This window comes from Leptolyngbya sp. CCY15150 (genome assembly GCF_016888135.1).
Classification (GTDB): domain Bacteria; phylum Cyanobacteriota; class Cyanobacteriia; order RECH01; family RECH01; genus RECH01.
In genome coordinates this window covers 82,883-96,645 of record NZ_JACSWB010000147.1, presented here as the reverse complement: position 1 = coordinate 96,645, position 13,763 = coordinate 82,883, and the positions used below count along the sequence as shown (strand labels likewise).

The window sequence follows — 13,763 nt, the reverse complement described above, 5'->3', positions numbered from 1 at the left end:
GCTGTGATGAGTCAGCAATAAGTATTTTATCCATCGTCCCATCATCTGCCATAAACAGTAGATTGGGCACCCAATGGATCAGAGGTTCAGGGGGTGCAGAGCCGGACTGGAGCTCAGCAATTCAGTAACGGTGAGGGTTGGGGAATACGTTGCTGATCGATCGCCTCCTCCACGAGACGCACAGGGATAAGGTTCACCGCACAGGCCTTCAGTTCTGGCTGCAGGGAGGTGGGGCAGAGGGCCGCGTGAGTTAGGGCATTCACCTCGGCATCATCGGCCCAGATTGCGCCCCAGTGCATGGGCATGAAGACCGTACCGGGGGCGATCGCTTTCGTAATCGTCACCGGCAGGCGAACCAAGCCGCGCCGCGATCGCACCTCCACCCAATCGCCTTCCTGTAGATCGAAAGGAGCTGCATCTTTGGGGTGAATTTCTAGGAACGGAGCCGGGTGCATGGCGGCGGTTTTCGCAATCCGACCGGTGCGGGTCTGGGTATGCCAATGGCCGTAGAGGCGACCGTTGGTGAGCACGAGGGGATAGTCAGGATCGCTGGGTTCTGACAGACCGCGAGCATGAACCGCCGCAAATCGGGCCCGACCGTCGGGGGTGGGAAAATGCCGATCGGTATAGAGGCGGCGATCGCTTTTCTGCCAGTCGGTGGATTGCTGGGAATAGGGCCATTGCACGGGCCCTTGCTCCAGCAGGCGATCGTGGCTGATGCCGGTCATATCACAGAGGCGATCGCCGGTGAGTTGCACAAACTCGGCATACACCTCGGACGACGTAGTCGCAGAAAACTGCTGCTCAAATCCTAGACGGCGACCCACCTCGGCAAAAATTTCCCAATCAGCCTTGGCTTCACCCACCGGCAAACGTACAGCAGAACAAAGGGTGACCCGTCGCTCGGAGTTGGTCATGGTGCCCGTTTTTTCGCCCCACTGGGCCGCCGGTAGGAGCACATGGGCGTAGGCTGCCGTTTCCGTGGGATAGTAGGCATCTTGATAGACCGTGAAGGGCGATCGCTTCAAGGCGGCATGGGTGCGCTGCAGGTCGGGCATACTCACGGCCAGGTTGGTCGCCGCAACCCAGAGCATCTTCACCGCGCCGCTTTCCAGGCCGCGAATCATCTCCCAGGCGGAACGGCCCGGTGTGGGAGATATCTGCCCTTCCGGCACCTGCCAATGCTGTTCAACCTGGCGGCGATGGTCGGGATTTTTCACCGAGCGGTAGCCTGGCAACAGGTGCGATAGGCCACCGGCTTCGCGCCCCCCCATAGCGTTGGGCTGCCCCGTTAGCGAGAAGGGGCCGGTGCCCGGCTTGCCAATATTGCCGGTCATCAGGTGTAGATTAATCAGGCTGCACACCTTAGCCGTGCCTTCGGCATACTGGTTGAGCCCCATTGACCAGAGCGACAGCACCCGTTTCGCCTGCCCCCAGTAATCAGCCGCTTGCTGGAGATCGTCCAAAGGAATACCGCAGGTGGCGGCTACGCGCTCGGGCGGATAATGGCGCAGTACGTCGGCATACTGGGAAAAGCCGCTGGTGCATTCATCGATAAACGGTACGTCTAAATCGCCGCGCTGCAGCAGCAGATGGGCAATGCCATGCATCAGGTCAATATCAGTGCCGGGGCGAATGGCTAGGTGCAGATCCGCTGCCTCGGCGGTGGGAGTGCGGCGCGGATCGACCACAATCAGCTTGACATGCTTGTTGCGCTTGTGGTGCTTGCGCAGACGGTTGAACACAATCGGGTGGCATTCGGCGGTGTTGGTGCCGATCAGAAACGCACAGTCGGTTTCCTCTAAATCCTCATAGCAACAGGGCGGGCCATCCGAGCCCAAACTATAGGTATAGCCCGCCACAGCCGAGGACATACAGAGTCGCGAATTAGCATCAAAATTATTGGTACCCAAACAGCCTTTGATCAGCTTCTGGGCCGTGTAGTAGTCCTCCGTGTGGAACTGTCCCGACCCATACATACAGATCGCATCACTGCCGACCGTGCGCTGCAGGGTTTGGATATGATCGACAATTCGCTGGTAAGCATCATCCCAACTGACGCGCCGGAATGGCTGATCCAGAGATTCGCGCATCATCGGGTAGAGCAAGCGATCGCAATCCAACGATTCCGCCACCGTCGCCCCTTTCACGCATACCTGTCCCAAGCTCGATGGATGAGAGCGATCGCCCCTGACCTTACCCACACCGCCAGGGGACGGCACCACTTCCAGGCCACAACCCACACCACAGTAAGGACATAACGTTTTCACACAATCTGCCACCCGTGATTCTCTCCGTTCTGCCAACGCTCAAGGTTTCTAGACATACACCCGAGCTAGGGAGCATCGGTCGGGAGCCAAGGGTGACTCAACCCGACCGACTCTCGCCCTAGCTATTCGGTATCATCGTGGGCATAACGACGATAGAGGAAGTCGAGGGCGTGGTTGCGCAACTCGTAGTAGTCTGGTGCTTCCATCAAACGGCCGCGATCGCGAGGGCGTTCGAAGGGAATATCCAAGACCTCGCCAATCCGGGCGGCGGGGCCGTTGGTCATCATGACTAAGCGATCGCCCAAGAACAGCGCTTCATCAATATCGTGGGTAATCATCAACACGGTGGTGCGATGGGCATGCCAGATTTTCAGCAGCTCTTCCTGCAATTCTTCGCGGGTAATCGGATCCAGCGCGCCAAAGGGTTCGTCCAAGATCAGCACCTTCGGACGCAGAGCCAGGGCTCGGGCAATGCAGACCCGTTGCTTCATACCGCCAGACAGGGCGCTAGGCTTTTTGTTAGCCGCCTCATCAAGACCCACCATGGCTAGGTGTTCATGGACAATCTGGGACTTTTCTGCCTTAGATTTATCTGGAAAGACAGAATCGACGCCTAGATAAATATTTTCATAGGCGGTTAACCAAGGCAGGAGGGAGTAGTTTTGAAACACCACCATGCGATCGGGGCCAGGTTCGGTAATTGGCTGATCTTGCAACCGCACCTCCCCGGAGGATGGCGTCCGGAAGCCTGCCACCATATCCAGCAGAGTGGATTTACCACAGCCGGAATGGCCAATGAGACAAACAAACTCCCCTTCCTTCACCGTTAGATCGATACCATCCAGAACTACGTAAGGGCCATTGGCCGTCGGATAGATTTTGGTGATCTTATCCAAGACCAAATAAGGTTCTGTTTGTTGAGAAGGGTTGGAGCTACGAACCGCACTATCTAACATTTGCATGAGGATTGAAGGATTAAGGGCTTGAGAACACTAGAGAGCTGGAGGAGCATGGATAGAACCCATCCCTCCAGCCCGGTAAACAGAACGTCTAGGACACTGACGTCAGTTGATCTAAGGCGATCTCTTCGATTTGTAGGTCACGCTTGATAGCAAAACTCTTGAGGTAATCGATGGGGTTATCGGGGTCAAAGGTTGATTCATCAAACAGATGTAGTGGATTGCGATCGCGCCCAATATCCAGCAGTCCTACTTCACGAGCAGCCTGGCCAAACACGTCAATGCGACGGGTGCGAGCGAGCACTTCGATCCAGTTACGAGGGAAGGGCACGATGCCCCAACGGGCCATCTGGGTGAGCGTCCACAGGGCTTCCACTTCGTCAGGATAGTTGGTTTTCCGCACCGAAAACTGGTTGTAGTTCAAAATCAGTTGGGGATCCTCGCCCATGCCGCGATCGTAGGGATCTAGGAAGCCAGGACGGATATGCATCGGGTCTGCCCCAATGTAGTCTGGCTGGCTCAACAGCTCTAGGATTTCTTCGCGGTTGCGGCGATCGTCGCAGTAGTCGCAGGCTTCCAGCAGCGCTTTCACCAACGCAAGATGGGTTTCCGGGTAGCGGTTGGCCCAATCTTCCCGCACACCCAGCACCTTTTCAGTATGCTCGGGCAAAATTTCCGAGTCTACCTGAATGGCATACCCCAGCCCTTCCTGAATAGCGCGGGAGTTCCAAGGTTCTCCAGCGGAATAGCCATCAATATTGCCAGTCTTCAAATTCGAGATCATCTGCGCCGGCGGAATGACCACCAGGCCCACATCGCGATCGGGATCAATGCCGCCAGAGGCTAGCCAATAGCGCAGCATCAGGTTGTGCATGGAGGAGCCATGCACCACGCCCAAGGTATGGGTGCGATCGGGGGTGCGGGCGATCGCTTCCCTAAAGTCGCTAAGACTGCGCACGCCTTCATCCAAGAAGGACTTGCTCAAAATAATGGCATTCCCGTTGCGAGACAGGGTCATCGCCGTCACCACCGGTAGGCGCGGCTGACCGTTCATCCCCAAGGTCAACCCTAGGGGCATACCCGCCACCATCTGAGCCGCATCTAAACGACCGCTGCCAACGCCCTCGGCGATCGCTTTCCAGCTCGGTTCACGGTTTAGGGTCACCTGGGTGAGGCCATGCTTCTCAAAGAATCCCTTTTCCTTAGCCACCACCAGGGGCGCGCAGTCGGTGAGGGGAATGAAGCCTAGATCGAGGTTGACCTTTTCTAGACCATTGGAAGCGATCGCCACCGCTGGCTGAGCCCGGCGCTGCTTGGCCCGCTTCTGCTGATTGAGGAAATAGACAATTTCACCGCGCAGACTGTAGTAGTTAGGATGGTTGACCACATCCATGCGGCTGCGAGGACGGGGGAACGGTACTTCAATCATCTGCCCGATATGGGCTTCCGGGCCATTGGTCAGCAGCACCACCCGATCCGACAGCAGCAGCGCTTCATCAACATCGTGGGTGACCATGACACAGGTGACCTGACTCTCTTCACAGATGCGCATCAACTGTTCCTGCAAGCCGCCCCGCGTCAGAGCATCTAGGGCACCAAAGGGTTCATCCAACAAGAGCAGTTTCGGACGAATCGCCAAGGCGCGGGCGATCGCCACCCGTTGCTTCATACCGCCAGAAATTTGGGTGGGGCGCTTATCCGACGCAGCCCGTAAGCCCACCAGGTCAATATGATGTTCGACAATGCCACGCCGTTCACCCTTGGGCAAGTGGCTCATCACCTCATCCACCGCCAAGGCAATGTTTTCGCGAACCGTCAGCCAGGGTAAGAGGGAATAGTTTTGGAAGACCACCATGCGATCGGGGCCCGGCGACGTCACCTGCCGTCCTTCGAGGATGACGCCACCTTGGCTAGGTTGATCAAGACCCGCCAGGATATTGAGCAGAGTAGACTTGCCGCAGCCCGAATGCCCCACCAGGGAGACAAATTCCCCTTTTTGGATCTTCAGTTCAATATTTTTGAGGGCGATGTATTGCCCACCGTCTGGCAGGGAAAAGGTGCGATCGACGTGGTCAATTTCAACGAAAATAGACATGGTTGATACTCGGCCTCAGCCATAGAGAAACGGTTGAATACGCAAAGCTTCGTGGTACTGGAGATATAAGCTTGAGAACAACTAGCTTTACCGTTCGTGGAATCTGAACTACTGAGAACAGCCAGATCCATCAAACAGGCGATCGCTTAGCTTTTCTGCTCTTCAGGAACAACTAGTTTACTGAGATAGGTGATGAATTTATCCAGCAAGAGTCCCACAATACCCACGTAGATAATCGCGATGATAATGTCGCTGACCCGAGAGCTGTTCCAAGCATCCCAGATAAAGAAACCAATACCAACGCCACCAATCAGCATCTCTGCAGCAATAATGGCGAGCCAGGAAAGACCAATGCCAATTTTCAGCCCGGTAAAAATATAGGGAACGGTGGACGGAAAGAGCACCTTGAAAAAGTAGGTGGTGCGGCTCAGGCGCAAAACCCGAGAGACGTTGTTGTAGTCTTGGGGAATTTGCAGCACCCCTTCCGTGGTGTTGATAATAATTGGCCAGATGGCGGTAATAAAGATGACAAAAATTGCCGAGGGATTCGCCTGCTGAAACCCTGCCAAGGAAATCGGCAGCCAGGCCAAGGGCGGAACGGTTCTCAGCACCTGGAAAATGGGATCCAGGGCTTGATACATTAACTTATTGGTGCCGACCAGAATGCCTAGCCCAATACCCACTACCGCCGCCAAGGAAAACCCTAGGGCAACCCGCTGCAGGCTGGTCAGAATTTGCCAAAACAGACCTTTATCAATTCCACCGTTATCGAAGAAGGGATCGACAATTAGCTCCCAGGTATCTTCTAAGGTGCGAACCGGGCTGGGAAGATTAGCATCTGGACTCATGGTTAACAGTTGCCACACAACCAAAAAGATCACCACGGCGATCGCTGGGGGAACCAAGTCCTTGAGTCGTTTATAGGCCCACTGAACAAGCGGTTGAAAAGCAAATTTAGATCGTCGGCGCTTCATGCTTACAGGTGCAGTCATCACAGATACCTCTCGAAGTTAAAACACGTTGGGTAGAACTAGGCGTCGGAATCCAAACTCAAACCAAGGGCTGATAAAGAAGCAGCCCCTAGAACGATGCGATCGCCCTAGGGGGCTGGAGAGCTACACTCGTTTAATGGCTAGGCTATCGAGATAAGCCTGTGGATCGGCTGGATCAAACTGAATGCCGTCAAAGAAGGTTTCAAGGCCACGAGAGGGGTCAGCCGGAATCGCCGATTCTTGTCCAATGGCGATCGCTGCTTCCCGCCATAGATCTTCGCGGTTCACGGCATCAACCATAGCAGCGGTGTCCGTATCCGGCGGCAGGTAACCCCAGCGGATATTTTCGGTGAGGAACCAAAGGTCATGACTCTTGTAAGGATAAGACGCATTATCTTCCCAATACTTCTGCATCAGGTCAGGTTGGTCGAGTACCTTGCCCGTACCGTAGTCAAAGGTACCCACAGAGCGATCGATGATGTCATCGTAGGGTACGTTAAACCAGGCCCGCTTGGACAAGATTTGACACATCTCCTCTTTATTTTCTGCCTGGCTACACCAAATTTGAGCTTCTAAGGTAGCCTTCAGCAGAGCCTTAGCGGCATTGGGGTTCTGATCCACCCAGTCAGCTCTCATACCGAACGCCTTTTCTGGGTGATCTTTCCAGAGTTCACCCGTGGTGAGGGCATTATAGCCAATCTCTTGGTTAACCGTTTGCAAGGGCCAAGGTTCTCCCACACAGAAAGCATCCATGTTGCCCACTTTCACATTGGCAACCATTTGCGGAGGTGGCACCACAATGGTGGAGACATCGTTATCGGGATCAATACCGCCTGCCGCTAGCCAATAGCGGATCCACAGATCGTGGGTGCCGCCAGGGAAGGTCATGGCTGCTTTAACTTCTTGTCCCGCTGCCTTCCGTTCAGCAAAGACCTCTTTCAGCGGGCTGCTATCAACGCCAACTTCCAAGTCGAGATAGTCATTGGATAAGGAAATTCCCTGACCATTCACATTCAAACGAGCCAGGATATACATGGGAACCTTGCGCCCGTCGGTGACAATACCTTCAGAAATCAGGTAAGGCATAGGGGTGAGAATATGGGCTCCGTCAATGCCGCCGCCTTCAGACCCCAGCACCAGGTTGTCACGGGTGGTGCCCCAGGATGCCTGCTTTTCAACCGATACCTCGGTCATGCCGTATTTAGCAAAGAAACCTTTTTCCTGAGCAATGATCAGGGGAGCCGAGTCGGTGAGGGCAATGAAGCCGAGTTTTGCTGCGGTTACTTCTGGCGCATCAGCCGGATCGATATCTACTGCCTCGACCGTCGAAGTGTCGCTATCGGATCCAGATGAGCAAGCGTTAAGAAGAAATGTACCCGCAGCCGTAGCGCTAGCGGTCAAAATAAACTTGCGTCTAGAAAGTCGAGTCATGGGCGGTTTCCTGATCCTTCGTTATCAAATAATGGAAATAGAACTATCGAGAAAGGGCGATCGCCTTCTGCCCGATCACTGAAAAAGCCTGATGTGCTGAACTGCCTAGAACAGAGCGGCTAGGCAGACACCTTAGGTTGAGCACCAAAGGTATCCATCAGAATCTTCGTCAACACAGGCTTGAGGTCTTCACAGGGAATTCCTTTCATCACACAGGTGCCGAGGTGGGCATCCTTACCCACTTTGCCACCCATGTAAATATCAACACCATCAACTGCCTTACCGTTTTTCCGAGCTTTCGTGCCCATCAAACCGATCTCTGCAACCTGCGGTTGACCGCAGGAGTTGGGGCACCCCGTCCAGTGCATCCGCACCGACTTAGGAATCTCTAGCTCGGCCTCTAGCTCCTGCACCAGAGCAACAGCTCGGCTTTTGGTTTCAATCAGAGCAAAGTTACAGAACTGGGCTCCAGTGCAAGAGACCAGCGATCGCATCAGAGGAGTTGGATTCACCGAAAAGCGATCGCTCAATAGAGGTTCAGCTAAACAAGCCTCTAGGCGAGAATCAGGGATATGGGGAATGATGACATTCTGCTCCACCGTGAGTCGCAGTTCCCCCGTTCCATAGACCTCTGCCAAGCGAGCCAGCTCATTCATATCTGAGGCATACAATCGACCCACAGGGATATGAATACCCAGGTAGTTGAAACCAGCTTGGGCTTGGGGATAGACGCCAATATGGTCGCGCTTATCCCAGTCCAACTCATCCTTAGGAGCAGCCGGAAGCAGCGATCGCCCCATCTGCTCCTCTACCGCAGCCCGAAATCGCTCTAGCCCCCAATCATCAATCAGCCACATAAGCCGCGACTTTTGACGATTGGCCCGCAGACCGTGATCCCGGTATACCTCCAAAATGGCACGGCATACCGCCACCACATCCTCCGGCGACACCCAAGCATCGAGAGGAATTGCCGCTTCACAGCGCTTGGCGGAGAAAAACCCTCCCACCAAAACATTGAAGCCCAACACCCCATCCCGATAGGCTGGCACACAGGCAATATCGTTGATCTCAGCATGAACCGAGTTATCTCGACCCCCTTCAATGGCAATATTGAACTTACGGGGAAGGTTCGTGAACTCTGGATTTCCTTGACCTCGATCGGTGATCATATCCTGAACCTGCTGCACCAAGTCCCGAGTATCAATCAACTCATGGGCATCAATGCCAGAAACAGGTGATCCGGTGATATTGCGCACATTATCCATACCCGACTGTACGGAGGTGAGTCCAGCCGCTTCAAGCTGCTCAAAGATACCTGGAATATCTTCCAAGCCGATCCCGCGAAGCTGGATATTTTGACGGGTGGTGATGTCCCCACTGCCGTCATCTCCATAGCGTTGGATAATCGCGCCTAAGAGCCGAAACTGCTGACTCGTAATCAGCCCGTGGGGCATCCGCAGTCGCAGCATAAACTTGCCTGGCGTGACTGGACGGAAGAACACACCCAGCCACTTGAGCCGATGATCGCGATCGGTTTTATCCATCGCTTCCCAGCCAACCTGAGCAAAATGCCCTAATTCTGATTTGACAGCCAAACCATCTTTCTCGGCCTTCAGCTTTTCAAATTTATTCAGTGTGGCCGTCTCTTGGACGGATGTGCCGATGACGTTGGTCACAACGTTGCCCTCGTAAATAACACCAAACGGACGCCAATGGCGATCGGTGTAACGTTTTTTGTCTAACTACAGACAAATTGGTCATGGCTGCCGTACTTTAAATAATGCACTGCATAAAATGTTTCTATCGCAGTGGCATGACCAAGCGGTCATCAAACATCCAAGACGTGAGCCTAGAGCCCTGTCCCTTCAGTTTATGATGCTGGCATGATGACTTGATAGTCAACGTAAACTTAAGCAGATGTACGACAAGTGCCTCCCTCAAAACAAGTTAAGTAATTAAGAACTAAATCATGTGCCACCACACTATTTAGGCTAATGAAAGACTAAACGCTAGTGATGACGTTGTAGATAGGTTAAAGGCAGAACCAAACAAGTTTCGTAACCTTAACTACATTTTCGCTAAAGATATGCAGATTTTGCATTGAATAAATGCGATCGCTGCATTAAGCCCTCGGATACCCTGCCCTAAACCGAGATGAAAGCCGTAGGGAATCGCTATTACATATAGGTTGAATCCATGCCCCTGTGCTTCATCCACCTGGCTGCGCTAGCAAAATGCCACAGGACAAGACTGCTAACCATGGTTTGATTGCGATCACTGACACCTCCATACGATAGATGCCATAGTAAAGCTAGTGTTCAGTCGCTTCATCTCCCTATGTTGGAATGGTTGGCAGTCCCAGCAATAGAAGTGGGTAAGTGGGCCTTTGCAGAATTGGGCAAGCCTGCTCTAGAGAGCTATGTTCAAGATTTCTTCAAGGCTTGCTTGAGTGGCGGAGTCAGCCGACTCAAGGCCGCAGAACTAAAAGCGCCTATGAACGAAGCTATTGGCTATTTCATCAAGCGCTTCATTAAAGAGCTTCAGCTTAACGACGTTCCTGACACCAGTATTCATCATCACTATCGGGCAACAATCAAGACATTTGTGCAAGATCCAGCGGTGCGTCCCATCCTGGGAAAAGCCTTTGAAAAGGATTGTAAAAAAATTGATGATGCCCAGCTAGAGCAAATTTGGGCCCAACAGGATCAAGGCTCCGGATGGCAGTTTCCATCAGAAGAGTTTGATTGGCGGGGAGTTTGCAAAGAATATATGTACGAGGTCAAAGGCATTGTTAAAGCGAGTCCAGAGTTGCGGGATATTCTGAACTCTGACCTACTCGAAGACATTGCCCGCAATACCGCACAACGTTCACCCGGATTTGATATCGAGACCTATCGAGCGAGTTTGCAGGCCAGCTATGGCTATCTGAAGCTTTACACCCTCGACAGTACCGATCGCGTTGATGCCATCAAGCTCTGGGCAATGTTCATTGAGCAAACGGTGCGGGAAGCCTTGCCTCCCATGCGCTACGACCTGCCACTCGATCTCCGGCAGAAGTCGGAGTTCTCAGAGAACTCCGACTTCTTGACGCAACCTGCACAAAAAGTGTTAGAAGCCGTAGCCGACTCTCAGCGGGCGGTGATTTTAGGCGACCCAGGAGCGGGCAAGTCCAGCCTATTGCACTATCTCGCCCTGGAATGGGTCGAGGGCAAAACCGAAAAATTGCCACTATTGATCGAGTTACGAGAATTCGCCCTCAATCCATCGACCGACTTCCTTGAATTCCTCCATAGCGGTCGGGGCGTAGATTGGCAGTTTGATCAACATCAACTGCATCAGCATTTGTTAGAAAACCCAACGCTGGTGATGTTTAATGGTCTGGACGAGGTATTTGATCGCACCTCTCAAGCAACCGTCATCGACGACATCATTCGCTTTTCCCAGCAATATCCCAACGCACAGGTGTTAGTCACGTCTCGCATCATCGGCTATAACCCCGATCGCCTCCGGCACAGCGAGTTCCGTCACTTCACAATTCAATCCCTAGATACCGACGAAGTCCACAAGTTTATCGATCGCTGGTATGACCTGTCGATGGGCAGCGATCCTGACAAAGTGCGGCTGAAACAGCGATTGAAGGATGCTATTGCTAATTCTAGGGCGATCGCTAACCTAGCAGACAATCCGCTATTGCTGACCATGATGGCAATTTTAAATCGGCGGCAGGAGTTACCCCGCGATCGCGCCGACCTCTATGACCAGGCTTCGCGAGTATTGCTCTACCACTGGGATGTGGATCACAAGCGGTTGCCGATTCCGATGGATGCGATCGGACGACGGGAAAAGCAGGAGATGTTGCGCCTGATTGCCTATGAGATGCAGGCAGGAGAAGACGGACTGAGGGGAAATCTCATCAGTGCCGATCGCCTCACCCGCATTTTGACCGACTATTTGCGCGATCAGGGCTTCAGTGAACCCCGCGAAAAAGCTAATCGGTTGATTCAACAACTGCGCGATCGCAACTTCATCCTCTGCGACCGTGGAGCCGACACCTATGGCTTCATGCATCGCACCTTTTTAGAGTATTTTTGTGCCGTTGAAATTGTTCATCGCTTTGAGAAACAAGGCATCCTCACCTTTGAGCAACTTCGAGATAAGTTTTTTGGGCAGCACTGGCAAGATGAAAGCTGGGATGAGCCATTACGTTTAGTGTGTAGCATAATTGATCCAAATTCCTCTAAGCAGCTAATTGAGTTTTTACTTACTCAAAAGCCGGAGCGTATACAGGCATCAGAAGTCAAAGTTCATGACTTACGATACTTGACCTTAGCCTGTGATTGTCTCTCCGAAGTTTCTAAAAATACTGAATTGAAAGAATTACGCCAAGACTTACTACAGAGAATGAAGAGTGCGATACTAAAGCCTTATGCTCCACTAAGTCAGGATGCAGCAGAAGCAGTCTTGCATCGAATTGGAAAAAACTATTCTGATAGCCTCTCATGGCTCAAAGAATTACTAGATTGGACAGAGGTAGTCTCGCTCGAAGAAGAATACCCTCAAAAAAACGATCTCTTCAAAGAGATTTATGGACAAAAACTATGTTATGTACCAATGTCAGCTATATTAACGATTTCCAAGAATTTTTATTCTGATCCAGGCACTTTAGAATGGCTTAAATCTCAGGTAAATAGTGATTACCCTCTTGTTCCACAAACAGTAATATCTGAAGTTGCTCACAGATTCCATGATCACCCAGACACAATTGATTGGTTAAAGAAACATGCTCAAGATAGTGAGGATACTCTGCAGGTTTCATACCATGTAATTGCAAAATATTATCGAGATAATCCCGACACATTATTCTGGTTTCAGCGCAATCTAGAAGATGAGTGGATAGAAGCACAGTGCCGTGCTCTAGAAGTTATGGGAAAGTTTTACAGTAACACACCTGAAATATTTTCCATTATTAGAGGACAGTTTTACAAACACCAGCAAAGCGAGTGTTTTGAAGCTTTCATGAAGTCTGTAGTTGTACAAACAATTGCTGAGAGTTTCCCAACTCATCCTGAAACCTTCCGTTTTATGTGTGAAGTTGTACAGGAGAAGATACCAGTTCCTCAGACTGATGAGATGGATAGGTACTATAGAGGTTTAATACTTTTAACGGCGATAGAGACCTTGATTACACACTATCCTATGAATTTGCAAACAACTGAGCGGCTGTTACACGATCGCGCCCTCAATGACCCCGATGAGCAATTGCGAGAATGGGCACAGGAACAGTTAGTCAAATGGAAAAATCGTAAGGATTCAGATACAATTCAGTAAAAATCTTTAGTCCACTTTGGAGTATCGCGATGACGGAACAATCTTCTACTTTTCAGAGAGCAATTGAAACAATCGAAACCTTATCACTAAATGATCAGGAAGCTCTACTCGAACTTCTTCAGAAGCGCCTCATCGAGCAGCGACGAAAAATACTAATGCGTGAGATTGCTGAAGTTCGTCAAGAATATGCTCAGGGACAAGTGCAATTTGGTTCTGTTGCCGATTTTATGGCCGAGCTAGATCAATGAGACAAATTGGCTGGACTCCCAAATCGTTGAGAGCTTTTAAGCGTCTAGTAAAACGTAACCCAGATTTACGCTCTGCAATTGAACAAACGCTGAATCAACTTTCCGAGAACCCGTTTCATCCCAGCTTACAAACCCATAAACTAACAGGCGATTTGGCTGGAATTTGGTCAGCTTCAATTGATTACAAACTGAGAGTCTTGTTTGAGTTTGTGAATGACGTAGAGACGCAAGAGCAATCCATTCTGCTATTAAATCTTGGTTCCCATGACGATGTGTACTAAATGATTGGTAACAGCGATGGGCAGAGAAATACCTCGAAAGGCTACCTATTCTGTCCATATCAAAGCTCTGGATCTGCTGCGCGATCGCGAACTATCTAGTCAAAGATCGCGCCTTCAATGAACCTGATGAGGAACTGCAAAAATGGGTACAGGAGCCAT

General features: G+C 51.6%; 9 protein-coding genes. 3 read left to right on the top strand and 6 right to left on the bottom strand.

The features are described 5' to 3' along the window. Positions 1-113: 113 nt before the first annotated feature. The 6 genes from JUJ53_RS05975 to JUJ53_RS05950 all read right to left on the bottom strand — a co-directional run bounded on the left by JUJ53_RS05975 (position 114) and on the right by JUJ53_RS05950 (position 9,423). Positions 114-2,282: a nitrate reductase gene (locus JUJ53_RS05975; RefSeq protein WP_204151075.1), complete on the bottom strand. Its 2,169-nt coding sequence runs from the start codon at positions 2,280-2,282 to the stop codon at positions 114-116. A gap of 110 nt (positions 2,283-2,392) precedes the next feature. Beyond that, positions 2,393-3,232 carry a nitrate ABC transporter ATP-binding protein gene (locus JUJ53_RS05970; protein ID WP_204151074.1) on the bottom strand — a complete coding sequence of 280 codons (840 nt, stop codon included), beginning with the start codon at positions 3,230-3,232 and terminating at the stop codon, positions 2,393-2,395. 88 nt (positions 3,233-3,320) lie between these two features. After that, positions 3,321-5,324 (bottom strand): nitrate ABC transporter ATP-binding protein, encoded by a 2,004-nt coding sequence (locus JUJ53_RS05965; protein WP_204151073.1) that lies wholly within the window; start codon positions 5,322-5,324, stop codon positions 3,321-3,323. A 146-nt stretch (positions 5,325-5,470) separates the two neighbouring features. Next, a complete protein-coding gene (ntrB, locus tag JUJ53_RS05960; RefSeq protein WP_204151072.1) occupies positions 5,471-6,316 on the bottom strand; it encodes a nitrate ABC transporter permease in 846 nt (281 codons plus the stop codon). 123 nt (positions 6,317-6,439) lie between these two features. Further along, entirely contained in the window at positions 6,440-7,747 is a 1,308-nt protein-coding gene (locus JUJ53_RS05955; protein ID WP_204151071.1) for a CmpA/NrtA family ABC transporter substrate-binding protein, read from the bottom strand. A 119-nt stretch (positions 7,748-7,866) separates the two neighbouring features. Continuing rightward, on the bottom strand, positions 7,867-9,423 hold the full coding sequence (locus JUJ53_RS05950) for a ferredoxin--nitrite reductase (protein WP_343327896.1): 1,557 nt from the start codon (positions 9,421-9,423) through the stop codon (positions 7,867-7,869). Between the two features lie 661 nt (positions 9,424-10,084). Here JUJ53_RS05950 and JUJ53_RS05945 point away from each other — a divergent pair. From JUJ53_RS05945 to JUJ53_RS05935, 3 genes are read left to right on the top strand one after another with little or no spacing between them, the layout of a single operon-like run. Continuing rightward, positions 10,085-13,075 (top strand): NACHT domain-containing protein, encoded by a 2,991-nt coding sequence (locus JUJ53_RS05945; protein ID WP_204151070.1) that lies wholly within the window; start codon positions 10,085-10,087, stop codon positions 13,073-13,075. A 29-nt stretch (positions 13,076-13,104) separates the two neighbouring features. Continuing rightward, positions 13,105-13,323 (top strand): hypothetical protein, encoded by a 219-nt coding sequence (locus JUJ53_RS05940; RefSeq protein ID WP_204151069.1) that lies wholly within the window; start codon positions 13,105-13,107, stop codon positions 13,321-13,323. After that, positions 13,320-13,604: a type II toxin-antitoxin system mRNA interferase toxin, RelE/StbE family gene (locus JUJ53_RS05935; protein WP_204151068.1), complete on the top strand. Its 285-nt coding sequence runs from the start codon at positions 13,320-13,322 to the stop codon at positions 13,602-13,604. Before JUJ53_RS05940 ends, JUJ53_RS05935 begins: the two co-directional genes overlap by 4 nt. Positions 13,605-13,763: the final 159 nt, after the last annotated feature.